Annotated in this window: 27 protein-coding genes; 8 read left to right on the top strand and 19 right to left on the bottom strand. The window is 45.6% G+C overall.

Annotated elements, in window-relative coordinates; all coding sequences use genetic code 11:
• Positions 1 to 14 precede the first annotated feature (14 nt).
• Both hisS and aspS read left to right on the top strand, forming a co-directional pair.
• On the top strand, positions 15 to 1241 hold the full coding sequence (gene hisS / locus AAIR98_RS03765) for a histidine--tRNA ligase (RefSeq protein ID WP_423970917.1): 1227 nt from the start codon (positions 15 to 17) through the stop codon (positions 1239 to 1241).
• The gene (gene aspS, locus AAIR98_RS03760) at positions 1241 to 2992 is read left to right on the top strand and encodes an aspartate--tRNA ligase (RefSeq protein WP_423970916.1); all 1752 of its coding nucleotides are present in this window, start codon (positions 1241 to 1243) and stop codon (positions 2990 to 2992) included. The genes hisS and aspS overlap by 1 nt, the downstream gene beginning before the upstream one ends.
• Positions 2993 to 3138: 146 nt before the next feature.
• On the opposite strand, the gene AAIR98_RS03755 is transcribed toward aspS, so the two are convergent.
• Both AAIR98_RS03755 and lipA read right to left on the bottom strand, forming a co-directional pair.
• Positions 3139 to 3429 (bottom strand): hypothetical protein, encoded by a 291-nt coding sequence (locus AAIR98_RS03755; protein WP_423970915.1) that lies wholly within the window; start codon positions 3427 to 3429, stop codon positions 3139 to 3141.
• Positions 3430 to 3449: 20 nt separating this feature from the next.
• Positions 3450 to 4337 (bottom strand): lipoyl synthase, encoded by an 888-nt coding sequence (gene lipA, locus AAIR98_RS03750; RefSeq protein WP_423970914.1) that lies wholly within the window; start codon positions 4335 to 4337, stop codon positions 3450 to 3452.
• 43 nt (positions 4338 to 4380) lie between these two features.
• Between lipA and AAIR98_RS03745 the strand changes: the two genes are divergently transcribed.
• The 5 genes from AAIR98_RS03745 to AAIR98_RS03725 are packed head-to-tail and all read left to right on the top strand — an operon-like array spanning position 4381 to position 8631.
• Positions 4381 to 6426, top strand: coding sequence for a SpoIID/LytB domain-containing protein (locus AAIR98_RS03745; protein ID WP_423972033.1), 2046 nt, complete (start codon positions 4381 to 4383; stop codon positions 6424 to 6426).
• Positions 6427 to 6434: 8 nt separating this feature from the next.
• Positions 6435 to 6830 (top strand): CpaB family protein, encoded by a 396-nt coding sequence (locus tag AAIR98_RS03740; RefSeq protein ID WP_423970913.1) that lies wholly within the window; start codon positions 6435 to 6437, stop codon positions 6828 to 6830.
• Between the two features lie 7 nt (positions 6831 to 6837).
• Positions 6838 to 7506 carry a CpaB family protein gene (locus AAIR98_RS03735; protein ID WP_423970912.1) on the top strand — a complete coding sequence of 223 codons (669 nt, stop codon included), beginning with the start codon at positions 6838 to 6840 and terminating at the stop codon, positions 7504 to 7506.
• Positions 7506 to 8078 carry a hypothetical protein gene (locus AAIR98_RS03730; protein WP_423970911.1) on the top strand — a complete coding sequence of 191 codons (573 nt, stop codon included), beginning with the start codon at positions 7506 to 7508 and terminating at the stop codon, positions 8076 to 8078. The genes AAIR98_RS03735 and AAIR98_RS03730 overlap by 1 nt, the downstream gene beginning before the upstream one ends.
• Positions 8068 to 8631, top strand: coding sequence for an SAF domain-containing protein (locus AAIR98_RS03725; RefSeq protein WP_423970910.1), 564 nt, complete (start codon positions 8068 to 8070; stop codon positions 8629 to 8631). Before AAIR98_RS03730 ends, AAIR98_RS03725 begins: the two co-directional genes overlap by 11 nt.
• A 311-nt stretch (positions 8632 to 8942) precedes the next feature.
• Here AAIR98_RS03725 and AAIR98_RS03720 read toward each other — a convergent pair whose 3' ends face one another.
• From AAIR98_RS03720 to AAIR98_RS03655, 14 genes are all read right to left on the bottom strand, one after another.
• Positions 8943 to 9896: a M48 family metallopeptidase gene (locus AAIR98_RS03720; protein ID WP_423970909.1), complete on the bottom strand. Its 954-nt coding sequence runs from the start codon at positions 9894 to 9896 to the stop codon at positions 8943 to 8945.
• A gap of 69 nt (positions 9897 to 9965) precedes the next feature.
• Positions 9966 to 10529, bottom strand: coding sequence for a LemA family protein (locus AAIR98_RS03715; protein WP_423970908.1), 564 nt, complete (start codon positions 10527 to 10529; stop codon positions 9966 to 9968).
• Entirely contained in the window at positions 10526 to 12547 is a 2022-nt protein-coding gene (locus AAIR98_RS03710; protein WP_423970907.1) for an LTA synthase family protein, read from the bottom strand. The genes AAIR98_RS03715 and AAIR98_RS03710 overlap by 4 nt, the downstream gene beginning before the upstream one ends.
• Before the next feature lie 229 nt (positions 12548 to 12776).
• Positions 12777 to 13370, bottom strand: a complete 594-nt coding sequence (locus tag AAIR98_RS03705; RefSeq protein ID WP_423970906.1) for a prepilin-type N-terminal cleavage/methylation domain-containing protein — start codon at positions 13368 to 13370, stop codon at positions 12777 to 12779.
• Positions 13371 to 13378: 8 nt separating this feature from the next.
• Positions 13379 to 14278, bottom strand: a complete 900-nt coding sequence (locus AAIR98_RS03700) for an RluA family pseudouridine synthase (protein WP_423970905.1) — start codon at positions 14276 to 14278, stop codon at positions 13379 to 13381.
• Entirely contained in the window at positions 14268 to 15059 is a 792-nt protein-coding gene (gene lgt, locus AAIR98_RS03695; RefSeq protein WP_423970904.1) for a prolipoprotein diacylglyceryl transferase, read from the bottom strand. The genes AAIR98_RS03700 and lgt overlap by 11 nt, the downstream gene beginning before the upstream one ends.
• A 6-nt stretch (positions 15060 to 15065) precedes the next feature.
• The gene (locus AAIR98_RS03690; protein WP_423970903.1) at positions 15066 to 15686 is read right to left on the bottom strand and encodes an HAD-IB family phosphatase; all 621 of its coding nucleotides are present in this window, start codon (positions 15684 to 15686) and stop codon (positions 15066 to 15068) included.
• A gap of 26 nt (positions 15687 to 15712) precedes the next feature.
• On the bottom strand, positions 15713 to 16321 hold the full coding sequence (locus AAIR98_RS03685) for an MBL fold metallo-hydrolase (protein WP_423970902.1): 609 nt from the start codon (positions 16319 to 16321) through the stop codon (positions 15713 to 15715).
• Positions 16322 to 16397: 76 nt separating this feature from the next.
• Entirely contained in the window at positions 16398 to 16610 is a 213-nt protein-coding gene (locus AAIR98_RS03680) for a hypothetical protein (RefSeq protein ID WP_423970901.1), read from the bottom strand.
• Positions 16611 to 16676: 66 nt separating this feature from the next.
• Positions 16677 to 17945 (bottom strand): phosphopyruvate hydratase, encoded by a 1269-nt coding sequence (gene eno / locus AAIR98_RS03675; protein ID WP_423970900.1) that lies wholly within the window; start codon positions 17943 to 17945, stop codon positions 16677 to 16679.
• A 13-nt stretch (positions 17946 to 17958) separates the two neighbouring features.
• Entirely contained in the window at positions 17959 to 19446 is a 1488-nt protein-coding gene (locus AAIR98_RS03670; protein WP_423970899.1) for a phosphohexomutase domain-containing protein, read from the bottom strand.
• A 70-nt stretch (positions 19447 to 19516) separates the two neighbouring features.
• A complete protein-coding gene (locus tag AAIR98_RS03665; protein WP_423970898.1) occupies positions 19517 to 20401 on the bottom strand; it encodes a carbohydrate kinase family protein in 885 nt (294 codons plus the stop codon).
• Positions 20402 to 20411: 10 nt separating this feature from the next.
• Positions 20412 to 21725 (bottom strand): thymidine phosphorylase, encoded by a 1314-nt coding sequence (locus AAIR98_RS03660; protein ID WP_423970897.1) that lies wholly within the window; start codon positions 21723 to 21725, stop codon positions 20412 to 20414.
• A 122-nt stretch (positions 21726 to 21847) separates the two neighbouring features.
• The gene (locus AAIR98_RS03655) at positions 21848 to 22486 is read right to left on the bottom strand and encodes an HAD family hydrolase (RefSeq protein WP_423970896.1); all 639 of its coding nucleotides are present in this window, start codon (positions 22484 to 22486) and stop codon (positions 21848 to 21850) included.
• A gap of 109 nt (positions 22487 to 22595) precedes the next feature.
• Between AAIR98_RS03655 and AAIR98_RS03650 the strand changes: the two genes are divergently transcribed.
• The gene (locus tag AAIR98_RS03650; protein WP_423970895.1) at positions 22596 to 23102 is read left to right on the top strand and encodes a type IV pilin protein; all 507 of its coding nucleotides are present in this window, start codon (positions 22596 to 22598) and stop codon (positions 23100 to 23102) included.
• Positions 23103 to 23194: 92 nt separating this feature from the next.
• On the opposite strand, the gene AAIR98_RS03645 is transcribed toward AAIR98_RS03650, so the two are convergent.
• From AAIR98_RS03645 to AAIR98_RS03635, 3 genes are read right to left on the bottom strand one after another with little or no spacing between them, the layout of a single operon-like run.
• Positions 23195 to 24292, bottom strand: coding sequence for an ankyrin repeat domain-containing protein (locus AAIR98_RS03645; protein ID WP_423970894.1), 1098 nt, complete (start codon positions 24290 to 24292; stop codon positions 23195 to 23197).
• A 36-nt stretch (positions 24293 to 24328) separates the two neighbouring features.
• Positions 24329 to 24481: a hypothetical protein gene (locus tag AAIR98_RS03640; RefSeq protein WP_423970893.1), complete on the bottom strand. Its 153-nt coding sequence runs from the start codon at positions 24479 to 24481 to the stop codon at positions 24329 to 24331.
• A gap of 56 nt (positions 24482 to 24537) precedes the next feature.
• A complete protein-coding gene (locus AAIR98_RS03635) occupies positions 24538 to 24804 on the bottom strand; it encodes a type IV pilin protein (RefSeq protein WP_423970892.1) in 267 nt (88 codons plus the stop codon).
• Positions 24805 to 24941 lie beyond the last annotated feature (137 nt).

Below are 24941 nucleotides of genomic sequence, written 5' to 3'. Positions count from 1 at the left end.
GATAAAATATAGATATGACCAAATTAGTTAGAGGATTTAGAGACATTTTGACCCCGCAGTCAAATTATTTTACCGAGCTTGAACGCACGGCCCGCTTTATTTTTAATTTAGCCGGCGCCAAAGAAATACGCATACCTACGGTAGAACTCAAAGAACTTTTTATAAAAGCCACAGGCGATACCACAGACATAGTACAAAAAGAAATGTACGCTTTTGAAGACGCCGGCGGCCGCACACTCGCGCTGCGCCCCGAGGGCACGCCCGGCACTATACGCGCTTACATTGAAAACAACTTCGCGCAAACAGCCCCCGTGCAAAAACTTTTTTACATCGGCAACATGTTCCGCGCGGAACGCCCCCAGGCCGGCCGTTACAGAGAATTTGAACAAATAGGTTTAGAATACGTAGGCAACGCGGCCCCGGCGGCAGACGCTGAAGTTATTTTAATTATTAAAGATATCGTAACCGCTTTCGGCGTAAAAAACTACAGCGTGAAAATAAACTCGTTAGGCTGCCCCGAGTGCAGACCGCAGTATAAAGCCGAGCTTATAGAATATCTTAAAAAAGATTTTGACTCGCTTTGCGACAAATGCAAAGAACGCCTGGAAAAGAACCCGTTAAGAGTATTAGACTGTAAAATTGACGGCCCCAGATTTAAAGAGAACGCACCCAAACAAAAACTTTGCGGCGAGTGCCAAACACATTTTGACGAAGTAAAATCACTTTTAGACGGCCGTATCGATTACGTCATAGACCAAAACCTTGTAAGAGGCTTGGACTATTATACAAGAACGGTGTTTGAATTTCAGGCGGGCGACTCCGCGCAAAACGCGATAGCGGGCGGCGGCAGGTATGACAGCCTGGTTAAATCTATGGGCGGGGCGGACATGCCGGCCGTAGGTTTTGCCATGGGCGTGGAACGCACTATAGCCGCAGTGTCCGAACTGACGGAAGATAAACCTAAAAAGTTTTTTGTAGTTTCTTTAGACAAAACCTGCAACGCAAAAGCGTTTGAAATTATGACGGAACTGCGCAAAGCGGAGTTTATATGCGACGGCGGGTTGTTTGACAAAAACCTAAAAGCGCAAATGAAACAGGCCGACAGAGCGGCGTCCACACACGCGATACTCTTGGGTACCGACGAGCTGGCTAAAGGCGTAGCCACCATGCGCGACCTTGCCACAGGCACACAGAAAGAAATTAAATTTGATGACATACTAATCGAGGTTGGTAACATATAATGATGAGAACAAATTATTGCGGGCAAGTAACAAAGGACCTTGCCGGCACAGTACAAATACTTTGCGGCTGGGTGCACAGCTACCGCAACCACGGCGGCCTTTTATTTTTAGATTTAAGAGACAGAACAGGCATAGTGCAAATAGTGGTAGACCCGTCTAACAAAAACGCTTTTGAAATTGCCGAGACACTACGCAGTGAGTATGTGGTTAAAATTACAGGCGAGGTACGCGCCAGACTGCCCGAGCATGTAAACAAAGAAACCCCCTCCGGAGAGATTGAAATTGCCGCTAAAGAAATAGAAATTCTTAACACATGTATTGCGTTACCCTTTGAGGTCGACACAAACAAAAACATCAGCGAGGAAACCCGCCTTAAATACCGCTATATTGACCTTAGAAGCAAACGCATGGTGCGTAACATTACCACACGTCACCACATCATGCAAACAGTGCGCAAATATTTTGACACAAACGGTTTTATAGAAGTAGAAACGCCTATTTTAACCCGCTCCACCCCAGAGGGTGCAAGAGACTACTTGGTGCCCTCACGCGTGCACCACGGCAGCTTTTACGCTTTACCGCAGTCCCCCCAAATGTTTAAACAAACACTAATGGCCAGCGGCATAGACAGATATTTTCAAATAGCCCGCGCCTTTAGAGATGAGGACTTACGCAGCGACCGCCAGCCTGAACATACTCAGATTGACATAGAAATGTCTTTTGTAAACCTGCAGGATATATTTTCCACCGCAGAAGCTATGATGAAAGAAGTTTTTGCTGTTGCGGGCGAAGATTTTACCGCGCCTTTTGCGCAAATGGAATTTAATGAAGTTATGGCCAAGTACGGTTCTGACAAGCCGGACCTTCGCTATAATATTTTTATACAGGACGTTACCAATATTTTTACACAAACCGCGTTTAAAGTGTTCGCTGACAATATTGCCGCAGGCGGTGTAGTACGCGCTATAAAAGGCTTTGGCGGCGCGGCGCTTACACGCTCAACCATAGATAAACTGACGGACATGGCCAAAGCAAACGGCGCAAAAGGTTTGGTATGGCTTAAATATAACGCCGGTAAATTTGAAGGCCCCAGCGCAAAGTTTTTTAGCGAAGAGGAACTGCAAACCTTAGCCTCATCAACCTCTATGGAAGAAAACGATATTCTATTTATCGCTTCAGACAAAGAAAAGGTTGTATGTAATGTACTTGGCGCTTTAAGAAAAGAACTTATTAAACTGCTTAACCTTAAACCGTGCAAAAAGTGGGAATTTTTGTGGGTAAAGCACTTCCCGCTGCTTGAATATGTTGAAGAAGAAGGCCGCTGGGACGCCGCGCACAACCCCTTTACAGCCCCGCTGGAAGAGGACATCCCACTGCTGGACACAGACCCGGGCAAAATACGTTCCTACCAGTTTGACCTGGTGCTTAACGGCGTGGAACTTGCGTCAGGCTCCATACGCAACCACAGGCGTGACTTGCAGGAAAAAATACTTTCACTCATGAAGCACAGCAAAGAGCAATCCGCCTTGCGTTTTGGAATGTTACTTAACGCGTTAGAAGCGGGCGCCCCGCCGCACGGCGGTTTTGGCATGGGCTTAGACAGGCTGACGGCGCTTATTTGCGGCGAGGAATCTATAAGAGAAGTTATAGCCTTCCCCAAAACAGCGGCGGCATATTGCCCGCTGACAGAGTCCCCCAACACAGTGGACGACTCGCAGCTAAAAGAGCTTCACATAAAAATTACAGAGTAAGCTATACAAAAAAGGCCGTGCAACGCCTCGGCCGTATTAATAAGAAAAAAGTCAGTTGTTTTGAACGAAGTGAATAGACTTTTTATTTTTTACGAAGTAAAAAACTGCCCCCGGCTACGCCGGGGGCAGTTTTTTATTTAAAATATTTATTCGCTTAGTACGCTTGGCAACGGCAGTTCCTCAATTTCTACGGGGACTGCGTTTATCGGGGTAAAAGTATCTTCCACTCTTACCTGCGGGCCATCTGTTGCTTCTGTGCCAAGTTTAATATTAACACCTTTTGTTTCTGTCGCGGGTTTTACTGTGGTTGTGTCCGCCGCGGCGTCCTGCGCTGTTGCGCCGGTGTATTTACCGCTTGGGTCCCACCATTGCGGCGGTGTTTCTGTGCATCCTGCAAAAATTGTTAATACTGCGAAAATAAATGTAAATTTTTTCATATATATAAATTTTACATTATTTATAGCGCCATTATAGCGGCCCTTTTGTAAAGCTCACCGGCCTTATAAGAGCTTCTTACAAGCGGCCCGGCGGCGATGCCCTTAAAGCCTATGCTCATGCCGTATTCTTCCAGCCTTTTATACTCGTCAGGCTCCGGGTAACGCTTAACCAGGTTATGCGCGTTTGACGGGGCTAAATACTGGCCCAGCGTAAGAAGGTCGCAGCCGTTATCAATCAAATCTTGCATGGTGGCTTTTAATTCGTCCTCAGTCTCCCCCAGGCCCAGCATAATACCGCTTTTGGTAAAAATGTGCGGGGCAATGGTTTTGCTCTGCTTAATTAAATTTAAAGTTCTCTGGTAGTCCGCGCCTACTCTTACCGTGCTGTATAGCGACGGCACGGTTTCTATATTATGCGCCAGCACATCTGGCCCGGCGGCTAAAACTGTTTTTAATGCTTCAATATTTCCGCCAAAGTCCGGCACCAGCGGCTCCACTTTTACGCCGGGGTTAACGGCCTTAATCTCACGTATTACGGCCGCAAAGTGCGCCGCGCCGCCGTCTTCCAGGTCGTCCCGGGTGGGAGAAGTAAGCACTACATATTTCAAATTCATTTGTTTGACGCTGGCGGCCACACGGGCGGGCTCCGTCGCGTCAACAGGTGCGGGAATACCGCGGCCTACGGCGCAAAATTTACAGCCGCGTGTGCAAATGTCGCCCAGTATCATGATGGTGGTTTCGCCTTTGCTAAAGCATTCGCCCCGGTTGGGGCAGCGGGCCTCGTGGCAGACAGTGTGCAGGTGTGCGCCGTCAAGCGTGGCGTCTACGGCGGCGGTGCTGCCGTTATGCAGCGCGGCTTTGCTGGCGCCGATCATTTTTTTTAACCAAAGGGGGACTTGTGTGTTCATATTAAGTACAATTATATTAAATAGGTAAGCCGATGAAAAAAATATTAATAACTATACTACTCTCCCTCCCCTAGCGCTTGGCGCGCAGGACACTATTCAAACACGCCTTGACGCCGCCAAAAAGCTTTACTTTGCCAACAAACATGAAGAGGCGCTTACCGCCTATAACGCTATATCTAAAGATAATTCCAACAAAGACGCCTTTTTAAACGCCGCCTTTATAGCTATGGAACTGGGCAAACCTAAAAACAGCGTGGACATTATGACCGCCGCTCTCAAGGCGCACTCCGGCGACCCGCTGGTGCTGGAGTTCTTGGGCGAGGCCTACCTTGCCGACGGGCAATTTATTAATGCCGAAAAAATATTTTCGCTTCTATTAGACAACAACCAAAAAAAAGATTTATTTTACATCAACCTTGCCAGAGCGCAAATGGGCATGGGCGAAAATAAATTGGCCGAAGAAAACTTTAAAATGGCCGCGCAGGGCGAGTCTCTTACTGCCTACTCCAACTATATGCTTGGCGTGCTTTATGAGGATAGGAAAGACTGGAAGAACGCCGCCCTGCACCTTGAACGCGCGGTAAATTACGACAACCAATTTATTGAGGCACGCCTGCACTACGCAACAGCGCTTGAAAAACTGAAAGATTATAACGAAGCCTGGCGCCAGTACCGCATAGTATACTCAGCCGAGAAAAACAATTCCGCCGCCGAAAAGGGTGCGCAGAGAATGGCCCCCAAACTTACCAAAACTAAAAAAGAAATTATGCCGCCCAAAGAGCTTGCCGGGCACACATTTGTAAAACAAGTTATTTCTACCGACGGGCAGCTGCCTGTACTTAAAGTAGGCCTTGGCGCAAAAGGCGACGGCAGCCCCGCTATAAGAAACTCCATCACCTTCATACCCAGCCACGATTTTAGAATTGTTAATACCAAAACAAACGCCCTTGTGGCCAACGGCAAAGCCAAAGAAACCTGGCGCGCGGAAATTAAAGACGGCAAAACATATGTGGTATCGCCAAAAAATAAAAGAACATTATTTAGCGGCAGCGTTACCATAAAACAAAACGCCACCATAGAGGCCGGGCAAACCACTATACTTAAAAAAATTATGACAGGCGCCGGCATGACCTGGGCCAGCGAGGACGACAAAGAATTTCGCGGCGACATAGAAATACTTTATAACACGCAGTTAAAAACTTTAATACCCATAAACCACGTTAATATAGAAGAATATGTTTTTGGCGTAATAGCGTCAGAAATGCCCACCAATTTTCCGCTGGACGCGTTAAGAGCGCAAGCCATTTTGGCACGCACCTACGCATTAAAACAGCGCGGCCGCCATAAAAAGTGGGGCTATGACGTGTGTGACACACAGCACTGCCAGGTTTACGGCGGCGTACCGGCCGAGACTGAAAAGGGCAACGCTGCCGTGGAGTCCACCATGGGCCAGGCTTTAACTTATAACGGCAAACCTATTGAGGCCGTATTCTCGTCAAACTGCGGCGGCTTTACGCAAAGCTCAAAAAGCGCGGGCTGGTTTGACCACCCTTATTTAGTTTCCCGTACTGACTATAGAGATATAGAGTTAGACAATTTACAAATTTACCAGTTTAAAGAACTTTTGCAACACCCTCAAGACGCTTACGGCAAGTATGACAGACACGTCAGCAAGGCCGCTTTCCGCTGGGTGCGCGTAGTGGACGCTAAAGAACTTAGAGAGATAGTAAAAAAACAAAGAAAGGATATTGGCGAAATAGTTTCTATAATACCTATAGACAGGCATGAAAGCGGCTACGTAAGCCAGGTAAAAATAGTGGGTAAAACGGGCAGCATTGTGTTAAATAAAGAAAATACTATTAAGCGTTATTTATCGCTTGGTATGCTGCGCAGCGCGTACTTTATAGTGCAGCCTGTTTATATTAAAAAAGAGTTAAAAGAATTTGTATTTTTTGGCGGCGGCTGGGGGCATGGCGTAGGATTTTGCCAGACAGGCTCGGCCGGACGCGCGGAAGCGGGGCAGAGTTATGACGATATAATACTGCACTACTACCCCGGCACCAAACTGCAGGATATTCGTACTAAATAGGAGACAATATGTTAAAAAAACTGTTGTGCGCGGGAGCGGCGTTACTACTGCTGGCGCCTGCCTTTGCTCAAGATAATGAACTGCAAGAATACAGCCTGACGGTTGACGGCGTTGCCGCGCCGGCGCTTTTAAAGTATTCCGCCAAGGTTGATATTCTGTGCCGTTACACTAATGACGACGGGCAGGAAATTGCCGCTACAATTTTGCAAAACATATGGGCGGTAAAGGCGGAAAGAAATGACGCTCAGTCGTCTACTGTTACTCTTCTGTTAGACGCCAAAACAATAGACGCCCTTAAAACATTTAAAAAAGATAATCTTAAGTTTTATTTCACCCTGCGTAATGAAAATGACGTTATTACACCGGCGCTGCCCAGCGCGTCTTTTAGCAATTTATTTAGTTGAGTAAATTATGAAAAATATAAAAATATTATTAATAACTATTTTAATAGCTATGCCGTTATTTACCCACGCTTACGATAAAGTAACCGCAACCAGAAACATAGAAAAAGGTGAAATGTTTAGCGCGGATATGGTAAAAATTGAACACTCCGCCGCCAAACCCGCTGATGAGGAAATGTGCGACGCGTTTTGCGTACGCGCCTTTAACGCTAAATACGCCAGGCAGAGTATTAAGCAAGGCGAGACTCTCTACAAAAACCACTTTCTGCCCAAAACGCCCGCCGCAGTAAAAAGACCCGACCGCCGCGGTGAGAAGCTGTTTTCAACTTCAGTTCCCACAATGTGGCGCGGTTACGCCTTAGAAACTGACGCGGCTACCTTTGAAATACTGTTCGCCGGAAGCTGGGTGGATATTTTAGCCAAGATTAAAGCGACAATTAAACAAACCCAAAAAGAAGAAACCGTTGTATTTACACTGTTGCAAAAAATAAAAGTACTTGACCGTGTAGAAGCTGACGGTAAATACTATATTTTATTAGCGCTTGACCCTAGAGACGCACAGTATTTGATACTGATTGATAAAGAAGATATTAAAATTACTTTACGTAATCATGCGGATACATATATAATTCCCATACCAATAACGGCAAATAAAATTTTTGAAGGAGGTAATAACTAATGAAAAAATTAATATTACCCGTTTTATTTTTATTGGCCGCGGCGGCCTGTTATGCGCAGTCCGCATACGTAATTAAAGCGGCGCATGATATAAAAAAAGGCGAGACTATAGCCAATGTTAATGTGGAACAAATGCCACAGAACGACATGCAAAAAGGCGCCTTTATTAACACGTCTAAAGACGCTAAAAAATTTATCGATATCAAATACAAAGCGCTTATAGATATACCAAAAAACTCGCAGATAACAAAAAATATTGTTACCGCAAATGATGAAGCGGACATTACCGTTACGCCAAGACAGCGCGGCTACGCGCTGGAAGTAAACGCGCAAATGTATGAGCTGGCGGCAGAAGGCAACTTTCTAAGCATAAACGTATTTTACGGCGGGAGAATAATGGAACTGGCGAATTCGCGCGTAGCGGGCAAAAAAGAAGCCGGCGGTAAATATTACCTTATCGCGGCTGTCCGCCCAGACCAGGCGCAGTATTTATACTTTATGGAGGCAAACCACGTGCCGCTGCATATAGTGGTACTTAAAACCCCTATTTTGGAGACAAGCCATGCTAAATAAAATCTTAAACAATAAAGGCGAAGTAACATTTAAAATATTTTTAATAGTTGTTGCCGTTGCTGTTATTGTAGGCATACTTTTATTTGCCATGCCCAAAGGCTCGCCGGAAAGCAAGCAGCTTAAAAACACTTACGTCGTTGCGGCGCTAGCAGACATTCCGGCAAACACGCCCATAACACACGGCATGCTTACACGTAAAAATATAACTCTATCAGAGCCGGGCGCCATAAAAGCGGAAGATATGGTAACTATAGATAACAACTACGTTACCGCCGTGGCAATACCCAAAGGCGACCAGGTTACAAGAAGTATGATAATACCTATTGCCCAGGCGCCTGCAAACGCCCGTCTGTTACCGTCACAAGCGGCTTACATTATACGTACCGACGCCCCCCTTACCAAGGGCACGCAAGCGACGGTAACCTATAAAGGGAAAAACATGCCCGTGACAGTTGCCGACATAAAAGACGGCGAGGCAACATTATTTTTTGACAAGAAATTTGCCTATGACATAATAGAAGCCGCCATTACAAACAAACTTGAAATTAAATAAAAAACAAAAAAAGCCCCGCTGTTTAGCGGGGCTTTTTTTGATATGTATTACAAACAAGACGCCTGTTTTTTATTCCTCGCCCCACCGGGGGATAGCGTAGCATGCATATATCCGATGCGGAGGAAGCCACTTCGTAGCGTAGCGAAGATGGGCAGGCGAGGGGGAATGTGCTGTTATTAAATTAGATTTTCCGCTTTAGCTTTACTACAACTTCCCCCTCACCCCGCCCTCTCCCCCGGTGGGGCGAGGGAATACTTATTGATACGCTCGCAAGGCGTTGCTCGCTTTCCCGGTGGGGCGAGGGAATAAAACTATATTCTGCCGTCCATTTCGTTTAGTGCGGCTATGCGCTCGGCTATCGGCGGGTGGGTGGCTGTCAGGCCGCTTAAGGAACTAAACAAGCCGTCACGCTCCAGCGGGCTTTCTATACACATAGACGCCATGGCGTCCATCTTTTTAAGGCTTTCCACTTTACTGTTGCCCGAAATCTTTTCAAGCGCGCTGGCAAGGCCGCGCGGGTTACGCGTTAACAGCGCCGCTGTAGCGTCTGCCTGAAATTCGCGCCTGCGTGATAACGCCAGCCTGATAAGTGGCGCAACAAAATAACCGTAAATCATAAGCACAAGGCCTAATACTAAAAATATAAGCCCCTCTTTCTTTTTAGAGCGGCTGGCCATACGCAACACAATTTGCCCGGCAAGCGTAAAAAACGATATACCCGCCACCGTTATAAGCATAAGCCTGATGTCACGGTTTTGCACGTGGCAAAGCTCGTGCGCTATAACGCCCTCAAGCTCCTGGCGGTTTAACACTTTTACTATGCCTGTGGTAAGCGCGATGGAGGCGTGCTCAGGGTCCCGCCCCGTGGCAAAAGCGTTTAAAGAATTATCTTCTATCAAATACACTCTTGGCGTGGGCAAACCGGCGGCTATGCAAAGTGTGTCTACCATATTAAAAATTTCGGGCTGGCTGCGGCGGTCTATTTCAATGGCGTCCGCGCTGTTAAGCAGCAGCTTGTCGCCGGTAAAATAACTTATTACTACCCACAGTATGGCAAGCACGGCAATAGCGGGCATCACATACATGGCGGTGGAAGCGGTGGCCTGCACCATTTGCACGGTGGTAACTTCGGTACCTGAATACTGAAAGAAGTAAAGCAAAAACAATGTTATCCCCACCAGCACCGTTAAGCTCAGCGGGAATAAAAGAATTATAAGAATGGTCCTTTTTTTGTTTTCGTCTATATGATCGTAACTTGTTCTCATGGTTATCCTATATAAAAACGCCGCGGTTTTGCGTGCGCAAAGCAGCAAAACCGCGGGCGTTTAAAAACATTAAAACTTAACTTGTACTGCCTGCCTGGCCGCGGCTTCGCCCTCGGCAAGTTCAAAGAATTTTTCTTTTACAAAACCAAACATGCCCGCGATTATATTGCTGGGGAAGTGTTCGATTTTTGTATTCAGGCTCATTACATTGCCGTTATAAAACCTGCGGGCGGCCTGTATGCGGTCTTCGGTATCTCTAAGCTCGTCCTGTAATTTTAAAAAGTTTTGGTTGGCCTTAAGGTCAGGGTAAGCTTCTTTTAAAGCAAACAAACTTTTAAGAGTGCCGGATAAAACATTTTCGTTTTTAGCTATGGATTCTATATCCTGCGGGCCCGTCATGGCCATGTTACGCGCTTTGATAACGTTATCAAGCGTTTCTTTCTCATGGCTGGCATAGCCTTTAACTGTTTCCACCAGGTTGGGGATAAGGTCATAGCGCCTTTTCATTTGTACTTCAATATCGCTCCACGCCTCTTTAACGCGGTTGCGCAGCGTTACCAAACCGTTGTAGGTTGTGGCTACGTAAACCATAACTAAAAGCACTACTACTAAAAATGCTACTGCTATTATCATTTTTTGACCTCCCTCTTTGGGTTGTTGTACAGCATATATCTGGACGTTTCATATATGCCCATTGCCATATCTTGCATATTTGTAAAAAGTTTAGGGTCTGTGGTTGCCAGGTTTATATTATAGTCATTCCCCTTAAACTTGTAAAGCCCTTTTTCCCCGCCGGACGCGTCGTAGTACATATAGTCGCCCGATACATAAGAAATTGTAGGCGGATATACTGACCAGCCAAATATAAGCGCACCTTGTTTATTAAAATATTTAGGGTCAAACAAATCACGTCCCAAGGCTGATGTGCGGTAACCCGCGCCAACCAAACTGGCTGCCGTGGGCATAATGTCCACCTGGCTTGCCGTGCGGTCTATAACGGCGGGTTTTAACAAAGCGGGCGCGTGTATGATTAATGGCACATGGTGGTTCATCAAATTATATTCCACATATCCGCGCGGCATGTTTACTGACTTTGGCGCGCTTAAGCCATGGTCGCCAAAGATAATAAACACGGTGTCTTTATAATACGGGCTTTGCTTGGCTAACCTGAAAAACTCGCCCAGCGCGTAGTCTGAAAAGCGCAGTGAGTTAACGTCTTCCAACCCGCCAAAACTGTGGTCCGTCATTTCTTCCTGCGTTAAATCTTTAAGCGGGACAAAGCCGCCGTTATTCTTAGGTATTGTGTAAGGCCTGTGGTAACCCGCCGTCTGTATAACGGCAAAGAAAGGTTTGTCCTGCTTGGCCAGCACTTTGTCCGATTCATGAAATAAATCCCAGTCTGATATGCCCCAAACGTCCGTACGGGGCGAGGCGTAGTCCTCCTCCTCATACATATGCAAGCCGTCTATATTATGCGAGAGTATGCCCCTAATATTGCCCCAGCTTGCGCTGCCGCCTATAAAGAAGAACTTTTCATAACCGGCAAGCTCGTTAGCTATAAGATGCTGGTTAACAATAAGCGGGTTGCGGGAGCTGGTTTTAAAAGAAGTTACGTCAGGTATGGCCGACACACCGGCAAACACCGCGCGCGCGGTGGCCGAGGTGGGCGTATAAAACTGTGTAAATAATACCGATTCTTCGGCCAGTTTTTTGGCAAAAGGCGTTGTATCAAACTTGCCTGTATTTGAAAAAGAACTTTTGTTCCAGGCAAAGCTTTCCATATAAATTACAACTATATTGTATTTTTTACCTAAATTTTTAGGCGCTACGGTGCGCTCAAAGTTAAGTGTTTCCACATCTGGTTTATCCACGCCTAAAAAGTCCGCCATTATGGGATAGTACTTTTTAACGGCGTCGATATTAAAAGACTCTTCTTTAGCGAATTTAAAGGTGTCAAAAATATTTAAAATAGGATTAAGCGTGAAGTTAGACACAAAATTATTGCTGCTAAAATAAGCGTTGCTCCAGCGCAGCGGGTACTGGTTAACCTGCCCGTAACCGGCGGCAAAGCTGAGCACGAACAAAACCATAAACCAAATTGTCTTCTTTTTCCAGCCGTCTTTTTTGCGGGGCTCGCCCATGTTAATAAAGAACATGGCAAATTTATAAGCCAGCAAAAATACAAAAATCAAACCTATTGTGGCCCATACCACGGGGTATGTCTGCCACACCATTTCTATAGAGATTAAAGCGTTTTCAAGGTATTTAAATAAAGAAGCGTTAACACGTATGGACAGGTAAGAATAATGCCCAAAATCGCCGGCGTAAGTAAGCGCGACGCCTGAGAGTACTATAGAGTAAAACCCGGCCAGTATTTTTTTACATATTTTGGGGATAGAGGGAAATATGCTTTTAAAGAAAACAAATAGCCCCAGCGGCACCGCTATAAACATGGCCAGCCTGGCGTCAAACTTAGCGCCCACGTAAAAAGCCTTTGGCAAATTATTTACAACTTCCGCGGTAATGCCCGCGCGGTAAACAAATAAAAATAGAAAACGCATTAAAAACATAGCGCCCCAGCAAGCGGCAAAGAAAGATACGTAAGATACTACCCACCTGGGGATATTGGCAAATTTTTTACCCAAAGACATACTTCCTCCATTTTCTTTATATACATACATGATATCAATTTGTGACGCCGCTATAAACAAAAATATCCTCTTTGATTTTACAGCACATTCCCCCTCACCCGCTCGCTTAGCTCACACCCTCTCCCCCGGTGGGGCGAGGGAATAGTGGTTGGTACGTTCGAATTCCCGGCAAGACAAAAAAATGGCGTAAAACTTTATGTTTTACGCCATTTAATATATTTAGAATAGTTTATACTTTATAACAGTCGTAATCATTGTCAAAAGCGCAGGTGACAGCGGTATCGCGCCCCGTTATGATTCTGCAGTATTTATGGCCGCCGTCAGCGCCTGTTTTTTGCGCTACACAAAACATAGCGCCGTAATAGGACTGGTTTATAGGGCCGGAATCTGTAAACTTAACTATACTGTAAACTTTGTTAGGTTCGTCGTCATATCTTCTTTCCGCCTGAATATAGCAAGAACCGCTTTTATTAGTGGAATAAGTAAAAAACTCTGTGGATAGAAAAACATTACCGCCGGACTCCTGCTTTAAGACATAAGGAATATCCATTTGCAGTTGGTCTATATTTTTATTACAGTTAGAAAACTCCGCGTACTGCGCGTCTTGCAGCTTGCTGTAACCACCCACTATAGACATAGCCTCTATAGCCTTAGAGCGTTCAACAGACGTAGCGTACTGCGGCAAGCCTATAGCCGCCAATATGCCTATTATAATAACCACTACCATAATCTCAGTAAGAGTAAAACCGGCGCTGCCACTATGCGCCGTCCTGAGGGAAATTTTCCTGTAAAGTTCCCGTGGGGACCTCATCAACTTTCTCATGCTTCCTCCTATTTACACGCGCTCCAGGCTTTTTTAAAATCTGCCGGGGGCAAAACTTTATACTCAACTACTTTACCCGTAAAAGGGTGTTTAAATTTAGCGCTTTTGGCGTGCAGCATAAGGCGCGGCGCCGTGGCGCCCTTGTACAGCCAGTCGCCCAACACAGGGTAACCCAGCCAGCTCATATGCACGCGCAGCTGGTTTGTGCGGCCTGTTATAGGGTGCAGCTGCATTAATGTAAAATTTTCTTTGCGGCTTATTACTTTATATTCTGTAATAGCCTCGCGCCCAAGCTCGCTTGCTTTTATTTTGCCGCCTGTTATGCGGCCTATGGGTACATTTATTATACCTTTATCGTCCGCCACTACGCCGCAGCAAATGGCGTTGTAAGTTTTGGTAATTTCTCTGTTTTGAAACATAGCAACAAGCGCGTTTTGCATTTTTGTGTTTTTTGCTATTACCATAACGCCGCTGGTGTCTTTATCTAACCTGTGCACCAGGCCCGCGCGGGTAATGCCCTGTTCAAAATTTTTAGGCGGGTTGGCAAGTATGAGCGAGACCAAAGTTTCTTCCCCCACAAAAGCAGCCTGCGGGTTTTCTTCCCACACGGGGCTTTGCGGGTGCACCAGCATGCCGCTGGGTTTGTTAACCACAAAAACATTTTTATCTTCAAAAATTATTAAGTCTTTAAGGTCCGTTTTTTTAGACACGGCGGGCCAGGCAATAGAGACCTCGTCGCCCTCTTCAAGCGGCCAGGCCGGCTTGCGTACTTTACCGTTTACGGTAACGTCACCCTGCTTAATAAGCGTTTGTATAATACCGCGGGAATACTGGGGCGCGTTTTCCGTAAGGTAAACGTCCAGCCTTCTTGTAATACCCTCAAAGGTTAAAATTTGTTTATTTGGCATTTTGTCTTCTTCTCATAATATAATAAAACACACCCGCGCCCACAATTATACCAATGGAAACCAACTGCGAAGGGGACAGGCCCAGCATACCCGCGCCGCGTTCATCCGCTCTAAAAAACTCTACAATAAACCTGAGCGTGCCGTAAAGCAAAGCGTAAAGCGAAATTATGGCGCCGTCAATATGTTTGCGCCTGTAGGCAAAGTGCATTATGGCAAATATAATAAAGTTGCCAACCACTTCATAAAGCTGTGTGGGGTGCAGCCCAACGCCGTGCAAATGGTGCGGCACTAAACTGTGCGGATCCGTAAAATGTACAGCCCAGGGGCCGTCCCACGGTTTGCCGTAGCAGCAGCCTACCAAAAAGCAGCCTATGCGCCCTATGGCGTGGCCCAGCGGTATGCCCAGTATAATAAAGTCGCCCGTTTTAACAATAGGCAGCTTTTTCTTTTTAAGATAAATTATCAAGGCTGTAATACCCGTTAAAAACCCGCCAAAGAATGTAAAGCCGTACCTAAATGTGCTTAAAACATTTTTAATTTTTTCTGTAAGAGTGTCGCCCATCTCAGCCCAAGGCACTTCTACCACTAGGTGGAACAGCTTGCCGCCTATCATGGCCGCCAGTATGGAAATAAACATCATGTTCCAAAGAGTGTCTTTATCTATGCCTATTTTTTCACGGTAGTGTATAAGGTAAAATATGGCCAAAAGATAGCCTATCATGTTCATAAGGCCAAAGGTTGAAAGGCTGAAACCGCCTATCTCAAAAAGTACTGGGTGCATAGTTAATTAACTCCTGATAATGTTTTCTACTTCTTTAAATGATAAAAGTTCTCTTGCCGGTATATCTTGCTGCCTGCATTTTTCCAGCAAATGCCCGGCGGCAAACACAATGTCCGCGGCAGCGGCGGCGCGTATATCCGTGTGCCCATCGCCGCAGAAAATAACAGTGTAACCAAGCTCTTTAAACTTAATAACGTGCGCGGCTTTAAAGTCTTCCAGGTCAAGGCCGTTAAAATCCTCAAAATCCAGCTCTATACCCTCAGATGTAAAAGTACCTTTAGCACAAAAAAGCGGCAGACCGGCTATCGCCTGCTTAAGCAAAAATGGCTTTATATAAAGGTCTACCCCGCCGCTGACAATTTCTATAGGCACGTTACACTCAAAACACGCTTTAACAAGGTCAAGCAGCCCTTCTCTGGGGGCGGCGGTGCTGAGTACAAAATTTTCAAAATCTTCTTGGCTTACTTTAACGCTTTTCATCTGGCGGCTCATCCACTCTTTGCCGTCCTCTTTTACACCGTCGGCGTACGGGTTGGGGGCGGGGGCGCCGCTGTAATGCTCAACAATGCGGTGCGCCATGTCAAAGGTAGTTATTGTACCGTCAAAATCCGTTATTATCGCGTACATAATTAAATGATAGCAAATGTGGAGATTTATTTTCTAAGAGCGTCTCTGATGGAATTAACCATATAAATATTGTGCTCGCGCTCGTAACCTATGATGGAGGTAGAGCCGCCGTCCTCGCCATAGCCGTGCCCGGCGTAAATTTTGGTTTCGGGCGGAAGCTGGGAAAGACGGTAAAGGCTTTGCCTCATTTTGCGCGGGTTAGAATGCGGCAGGTCAACACGGCCGCAGGCGCCCGGGAACAAGGTGTCGCCGGTAAAGAGGTTGCCGCCTATTTTAACGCATACGCTGCCCTCGCTGTGGCCCGGCGTGCTTAGCACTTCTATATCAAAGCCGTCTATTTGCAGGTTTTTATCGCCTGTAAAAGGCTGTAAAATATCTAAAGGTAATTGGCTGACTTGCACGTCGTTTTGTTCTATATATGCCTTTATGTCGTAACTTCTTAAAAACGGGGCGACGTCTTTAACATGGTCAAAATGCCCGTGGGTAAAAAATATTGCGCTAAGGTGCAGCCCTTTTAGGTGCATTTCTATTTCCTCCATGTCCCAAGAAGGGTCTACAAGAACGGCGTTGCCGTTTTGCTCTATAATATAAGTGCAGTTGCCCATGGGGCCAAGGACTAGGGTTTTAACTATCATTTTTTATCTTCCGTTATTATTCTAAATTCTATTTCGCCGGGTTTGCTTAGGTGGTATTTGGTGCGGGCGACGTCTTCTAAATATTTAAGGTCCCCCCGCGCAGTTTTTTAAGTTCTTCTTCTAGGTTTTTAAATTCCTGGTCCAGCTCAATATTTCTTTTTTTGAGTTTGGACAGTTCCATACGGTTATGTATTAAATTATAAAGACTGCCGTTAAACAACGCGAACAGCACCATACCGGCAATTATAAGATAAGGCAGTTTTATATTTTGTGTTATTTTTTTAAACATCTTAAACCTCAAAGGAGTGTTTGGAGAAGTCGCCAAACACTCCTTTAAAATAATTAACTTGCAAGTTTATTTAAAGACTTTGTTTTTGGCGTACGTCGCTTTTTTGCCAAGTTCCTGCTCAATCTGTAAAAGTCTGTTATATTTGGCGTTGCGTTCGCTTCTGCAAGGCGCGCCTGTTTTAATGGCGCCGGCATTGGTGGCTACGGCAAGGTCAGATATAAAGGCGTCTTCAGTTTCACCCGAACGGTGTGAAATAATGCAGTTATAACCGGCCTTGTGGGCCATGTTAATAACGTCTATTGTTTCAGACACGCTGCCAATCTGGTTAAGTTTAATTAAGATTGCGTTGGCCACTTTCTTCTCAATACCCTCTTCCAATCTTTCGGGGTTGGTTACAAAAAGGTCGTCGCCTACTAATCTTATTTTTTTGCCTAAAGCTTTTGTCATTACTTCCCAGCCGGCCCAGTCGTCTTCATGCAGCGGGTCTTCTATAGACACTATGGGGTATTTGCTTACCCATTTGGCGTAAACTTTTACCATGTCTTTGTTAGAAAGCTTTTTCTTTTCAAAGGTATATTTACCGCCTTTGTAAAACTCGCTCGCCGCGCAGTCTAAGGCAAGCTTAAAGTTTTTGTAACCGGCAACTTTGCAGGCGTTCATAATTGTTTTAAGCACGTCTTCATGCTTAGTAATATGCGGGGCAAAGCCGCCCTCGTCGCCTACTGAGGTAACCATGCCTTTCTTTTTTAAAATATTTTTAAGCGTGTGATAAACTTCAGACGCTTCCTGCAACGCTACGGTAAAGCTTTTCTGATAATTGGGCACAATCATAAATTCCTGCACGTCCAGGCCGGAATCGGCGTGCTGTCCGCCGTTGATAATGTTGAGTATCGGCACAGGCAGCATGTAACCCTTTTCTTTAAGATTGTATACTTTGCGCAGGTAGTCATAAAGCGGCATTTTTTTATCTTCAGCGCCCGCTCTGAGCACAGCCATTGAAACGGCCAAAATAGCGTTAGCGCCAAGTTTGCCTTTGTTTTTGGTGCCGTCAAGCGCTATCATTGTGTCATCAATAAGTCTGATATCGTCGGCTTCCATGCCTGTAATGGCCTTGGCTATTTTGCTGACATTGGCTACGGCTTTTAAAACGCCTTTACCCATGTATCTTTTGCCGCCGTCTCTAAGTTCCACCGCTTCGTGCGTGCCTGTAGACGCGCCGCTGGGTACCGAGCCGCGGCCCATAACGCCGCTTGAGAGCGTAACGTCAACTTGTACGGTAGGAAACCCGCGTGAATCTAAAATTTCTCTTGCTACTACTGTTTTAATTTTTGACATACTTTACCCACTCCTATGCAGTAATACTATCTATGATTTTTTTACCCTCGGCCACAAGCGCGGCGGGCACCTTTTCATTCTTACTTTCGGCGTATAACCTTATAATACGCTCTGTGCTTGACGCTCTTATAGCCAGCCAGCTGCCGTCTCTTAATATAAACTTAAAGCCGTCCGTCTGGTCTATACGCCAGACAGAGGTCTTGTTTATTGACAAAGGCGGGTTGATATCCAATTTTTCTAAAATAGTGTTAATTTCAAGTTCGGTTTTTGGAAAGCTGACCTTCTTGTCATAATACATATTATACTTCTTATAAAAGTCCTTAAATAGGGCTTTCAAATTTTTACCCTCAACAGCCAGCAGCTCTACCATAAGAAAGCAGGTAAGCAGGCCGTCTTTATCGGGCAGATGCTCGGCAAACGCTATGCCGCCGGACTCTTCGGCGCCCATAAGGTACTGGCCTGTCATCATAAGTTCGGCAATGTATTTAAAGCCGACGGGCGTTTCACGCACAAGCAGGTTGTGCGCCTTGGCCACTTCGTCTATAAGGGCGGAGGTTATAACGCTGCGCGCCACGCGGCCGCCTTTATTTCTGTTTTTAACCAAATGTTCTAAAAGCAGCGCGGCGATTTCGTTGGGGGAAACCCAGTTGCCCTCGCCATCAATTATGCCAAACTTGTCGCAGTCCGGGTTACAGGCGATGCCAAGGTCAAGCTTTTTAGACACAACCAGCTTGCTAAGTTCCTGTAAAGACACGGGGCCGGCGTTTGGCGTTTTGCCGCCAAACAGCGGGTCGCACTCTTCATGCAGCGCAAAAACCTGTACGCCATTCTTTTCAAGAAACGCCCTAAAGTAGTTGGAAGCAGTGCCAAAAAGCGGGTCTATACCTATTTTAAGTTTGGCTTTTTTTATGGCTTTGGTGTCAAAGTTTTCATCTAAATGCGCAAGGTACTCATCTTTGAAATTATACTCGGACACTACGCTGTTAAGGTAATCATATTCCGTAGAGGACATTTTAAGCGCGTTAGAAGACGCGCCCGGCACGCGTTTTTCAATATCGGCCGTGACCTCGTTATTAGCGATACTGCCGTAGAAAGGTATCCACTTAAGGCCGTTTACGTAGTACTCGGCCTCGCTGGCGGTAATAACCACCGCGCCCACGGCGCCGTGTTTAATAACGGCCCATTCCGCCACAGGCGTGGGTAAAGTGTTTTTGGCAAAGCGCACCGTAATGCCGTTAGCGCTTAAAGCGTTGGCCGCTATTTTGGCGAACTGAGAGGATAAAAATCTTGTGTCGTGGCCTACAATTACCAAAGGTTTTTTGTGTTTTATGCCTTTTTCTTTAAGCGAACGCTGGTAGCCCTCGCCCTCAAAACCATAATAGTTATTTTCAAATATATGGTCGCATATGCCATAAACTAATCTTTGCAAGTTTATAGCGGTTAATCCCTCGGCTGTGACAGCCCTAAAACCTGATGTGCTAAACTTTATTTCTTCATTCATAGTGATTGCATTATACAAAAATTTAATAGAATAAGTCACCCTTAAGGTTTATACTCTAAGTGCCGCTATACTAATTAAATATAGCGGTGAGGGCCTCGGGCAGTTTAACCATAGCGCCCTTACTGGTGCATACATATGAGGCGACCTCGTTGGCGCTTGCGCCTATAAGGTCAAAGTCCGCCCCTTTTAAAAACCCGTGCGAGAACGTAGCGGCAAAAGAGTCGCCGGCGCCTACAGTATCTTCCAGGTTGTCCACAAGAGTGCCGTCGTGGCGGTGCTCCGTATCGTGTGTTATTATAATACTGCCGTCGTAAGACTTGGTGAGAATTACTATGGCTAAATTATACTTTTGCAGGATTTGGCGGCAAAGTTCCACCTCTTCCCCCTGCATTTCAAGCATGTCGGCCACTACGGGCAGCTCTTCTGAACTTATTTTTAAAATATTAGCCTGCGCTAAAGAATCCTCTATAATGCCTTTAGAAAAAAAGCTCTGCCTAAGGTTAATATCAAATATTTTAACAGCGTCCTTTTTGGCCGCGGCCAATATAGAGTCTATAGTAGCCTTTGTAACAGGGCTGCGCTGGGCAAGCGTGCCAAAACAAATTACATCGGCCTCCGCCGCCAATGCCGCCACTTCGGGCGTAAACTCAATATGGTCCCACGCCACATTTTCAGCTATGGCGTACCTGGGCCCAAGGTTGCTGTTAAGCGTAACTTTTACCGTGCCGGTGGGGTATTTGTCCAGCTTCTGTATCATAGACGTGCCCATACCCATATCTTTAAGCTCACGCATTATTCTTGCGCCGTTGTCATCACTCCCCACGGCGGAAACTATATATGACTCGTACCCGTACTGGCTGCAGTACCACGCGTAGTTAGCGGGCGCGCCCCCAAGCTTGGCCCCCACGGGGAAGATGTCTAAAAGCACTTCCCCCACTGATAATATTTTTGTCATACGCTTACCCCTACTTTATAATTTCGCTTACTATCCCCTCTTTGGCGGGCGCTTTGGCCTGCACTTTAACGGCGGACATAAACAGCGCCGCCCCTTCTTTAAGTTTTGCTTTGTCAGACGAATAGATATGGGCTATTATGTCGCCTTTTTTAACGGCGTCGCCGTATTTTTTGTCCAGCCATATGCCGGCGCCGTAGTCTATTTTATCTTCCATTTTGTTTCTGCCCGCGCCTAACATAACCGCCGCGCGGCCCGCTGTTTTAGCGTCCATCTCGCCAATATAGCCGTTTTTGTCGGCCTTGAAAATATATTCCAGCTTGGCGTTTTTAAGGTATTTTTGCGGGTTATCCACCACGTCAGCGTTGCCGCCCTGCCACTTTATAATTTCTTTAAACTTTTTGGCGGCGGTGCCGTCGGTTATAAAGCCTTCCAGCAGTTTACGCGCGGCTTCTATGGTTTTAGCTTTTTTGCTTATGACAAGCATTTGCGCGCCTGTTTCTACAAGCAGTTCATAAAAATCAGGCGCCAAAGTTTTGTCGCCCTTTAATATAAGTATGCTTTGCAGCATTTCATTACTGTTGCCTATGGCACGGCCAAGGGGGCGGCGCATATCGGTAATCATAGCGCGGCAGTTTAGGCCCATAAGTTTGGCGGTGGCTACAATAGTTTTGGCAAGTTTTTTGCTGTCTTCATACTTTTGCATAAACGCGCCCGAGCCGTACTTAACGTCCATAAGTAAACTGCTTACGCCCTCGGCGTATTTTTTGGAAAGTATGCTGGCGGTAATAAGCGGGCGGGACTCTACGGTGCCCGTGGCGTCACGCAGTGAATAAAGCTTTTTATCGGCGGGAGCAAGGTCGGCCGTTTGGCCAAACATGCATACGCCTATGGCCTTAACCTGTTTGTAAATATCTTTTACAGGCGTTCTGACGTCAAAGTTTTTTATGGATTCCAGCTTATCAAGCGTACCGCCCGTATGACCGAGGCCTCTGCCAGACATCATAGGCACGGCCACGCCCGCGCACGCCACCAGCGGCGCTAAAGCTATAGACACGCCGTCGCCCACGCCGCCTGTGGAATGTTTGTCTACCTTAGGTATTTTTATAAAAGAAAAATCTAAACGGTCGCCGGAGTCGGCCATGGCTTTGGTAAACATTGCGGTTTCTTTGTCTGTAAGCGGGTTTAAAAAAGCGGCCATAAGAAAAGCTGAAAGTTGGTAATCAGGCACGGTACCCTTAGCCGCGCCCTGCGCTACAAAATTAAATTCCTCCTGCGATAAAACTGCCCCGTTCCTCTTTTTTATAATAATGTCTATCATTCTCATAAATGCGTCCTCCCGTATGCCGTAGACCAGCACTATAACATTTATTTTTAAATTTTAAAAGGGGTAAAATAAAAAATCCCGCCGCTTATAAAACGGAGGGATTTTGGCTTTAGAAAAGTTAGTTAGTTTTCTTTTACCCAGGCGGAAAACTCCTCCACCGTGGAAAATACCTTGACAGCCCCTGCGGCAAGCAGTTCTTCTCTGGTGGCGTTTTTATACCAGTTGGCGCCAAGCGGGTTTACGCCGGCGGCTAAAGAGTCCTTTGCGTCATGGGGGATATCGCCTATATAATAAGTGTCCCGCGGGTTTTGGCCCCAAGCGGCAAGAACCTCTTGCATACACTTTGTTTTAATGCTTTCCAGCACGGAACCTGTTTTAACATAATCAAAATATTTTCTGATATCCGTGCGTCTTAAAATAATCTCCGTGGTCACCGGGCCGCGGCCTGTGACAAGCGCCATTTTTATACCGTTAGCCTTAAGATAATCAAAAATTTCAATCATGCCCGGGAACACTACGCCACGGTCTGTGCGTTCTTCAAAATACTTTGCGTAGCAGTCAACCCCCTGCTGCCATTTATCGCCGCAGTACTGTTTAAAAACGGCCTCTTCGGTCTTGCCAAAATATTTGGTAATCTCCTCTGAGGAGTACGCTATGCCGGAAACTTCTTTAATAGCGTCTTTAGAGCCTTGCACCGCAAGGTCAAAAGTGTTGGTAATAGTACCGTCTAAATCAAAAATTATAGCTTGTTTATTGTTCATAGCTACATTGTATAACAAAATAGAATATAAAACAAAAATAGGGCGGCTTGGCATTTTTTAAATTATTACAATGTGCTATACTTTAAAAAATATATTTAAAAGAGGTTTTATGAAAAATTTGCAATCGCGCCGAAGCTTAGCGAATGCGGAAGGGTTTACTTTAATAGAACTGCTGGTTGTTGTATTAATCATCGGCATTCTTGCCGCTATCGCGCTGCCGCAATACCAGAAAGCCGTATTAAAAAGCAGAGCTACCGAGGCAATACTCTTTGGCACCACACTTATGAACGCCGAGGAGCGTTACTTCCTGCAAAATGACAGCTATACCGTAGACCCGGACAACCTTGACATAAGTTACCCTATAGTATCATCCCAAGCTTTTGAAGGTGACGCGCAGAGGTCTGTAACATTTCAAAAATTTACAGTGTCTTTTAGAGATTACGGCTCACAGGTGGTTGTAATATCCTACCCGGCGCCCTACTATGAAATACGCGTTAAAAAAGACAGTATAATATGCGTGTCTAACGACGTGGCCAAAGGCAACGCTTTGTGTAAAAGTTTGGGCGGCGTATCAGCCACGCCTGACGTAGCCTGGGCGGAATTTAAAATAAAATAATATATTTAAGTTTACCTTAAAGTAAACCCTTCCGTATTAATGAGGTTGCGGCGCGATTGTAAATTTTTCATAGCAAAATCCTATACAAGTGTTTATTTTGCGCCTTGCGCTTGTAGGTATTTTATAACATCATCTATATAATTTTTTCCCATGCCCATTTCTTTTACTTGTTTTGCTTGTGATAAGGCGCTGTCACCCTCTGTGGTTTTAGCGTTTATATCCGCGCCTTTTTCAAGTAAATATTTAATTATATCTATATCTCTGGTTACTATAATCGGCGTGTAACCCTCATCATTACGCGCGTTAACATCCGCGCCGTTTTCTACCAAATATTTTACAATCTCAAGCTCCCCCCTATTGGCGGCGGCTATAATGGCGTAATCGTTATCATTTGTGGGTATGCTTACGCCGGCACCGTTTTCTACTAACAGTTTAAAAACTTCCAGCCGTCTTTCAAGGTTTTCTTTACCGCCGCTGGATATAACATATCTGGCGGCCATATATACCGGGGTATACCCCGCGTTATTTTTTGCGTTAACATCCGCGCCGGCTTTAATAAGAAAATCTACCATTTCCACCTTAGACCCCATGATAGCGCTAAATATAGGCAATTGTTTATATTGTGGGTCCAAATTTACCAAAGCGCCCTTAGAAACCAGATATTTTACAATTTCCAGATTATTGGCGTGATTGCTCATACAAGCGCTGCTTGTAAACGCGGACATAGAGTCAAAATCCTTGGTTTTATTCATGTCCGCGCCATGCTCCACCAAGTATTTTACAACCTCAAGGCTGCCGCCGCCTATAGCCTCACGCAAAGGGTTTTCATTTTTACTGTTAACATCCGCGCCTTTTTTTACCAAATATTTTACCACGTCTAAATGCTTGTTTCTGGCGGCAAGTGAGAGCGGGGTATCAAACTTACTTTCCTCATTAACGCTTACGCCTTGTTTTACAAAATACTTAACCACATTTAACCGCCCGTTTCTGGCCGCTTGTATTATTGGCGTATCATTAGAATATCTCCCCACGGGTTTAGATAAATCTATTTGTTCCTGCGCCATAAAATATTTTACGCTTTCCAGGTTACCCTCAGAGATAGCGGCGCTGAAATTTTTAGACTGCGGCGCAGGAGCCGTCGCGCAGCCCGCCGCAATGGCCAATGCTAAAATTAATAATATTCTTTTCATATATAATACTCCCGTAAAAATTTAATTTAATACGTACTAATCCCAACCGTCAACGCTTAATTCATATTTCCCGCCGGCGTCTTTACATATAGTATCGCCGCCCTGTAAGCTGTTGTCCAGGCAAAAAACACAATATTCCTTATGGTGTGTTTCAGGGCAGCGTATATAGCCGGGGTGGTGCATGCCCATAATACCTTTATACCGCGGGTTAACAAATATATTATATTTTTCGGTTCCGCCCCATTTTAGGATAATCCCGCCAAGCAAATGATTGGCGAAGGGTGGTTTGCCGCCGGGTAACCGCGCGGGAGCGTAATGTCCAGCTCGTCCTGGTCCACATACATATAATCCGCGTAAGTAAAGGGGCCCTTTTGCTGTACAAGCCTTTCTATAGACGCGCCTAAAGCGTTGCCCACGGCAAGCGCTTCCTGTATTTTGGCCTTCCTGACAATTTTTCTATACTGCGGCAACGCAATGGCCGCCAGAATGCCGACGATTAACACAACTACCAAAAGTTCTATAAAGTAAACCCTTTCACCTTACTATGGCTATGGCGTGATTGCAAATTTTTCATAGTGGTATTATAACAAAAAAGACCTCTCAAAAATTGAAAAGTCTTTTCTATATACATTTTTATACGCTGCCCGGT

Origin of the sequence: Elusimicrobium simillimum (assembly GCF_049639735.1) — a bacterium.
In the GTDB taxonomy this organism is placed as follows: Bacteria; Elusimicrobiota; Elusimicrobia; order Elusimicrobiales; family Elusimicrobiaceae; genus Elusimicrobium; species Elusimicrobium simillimum.
This window is presented reverse-complemented; position numbering and strand designations above follow the sequence as displayed.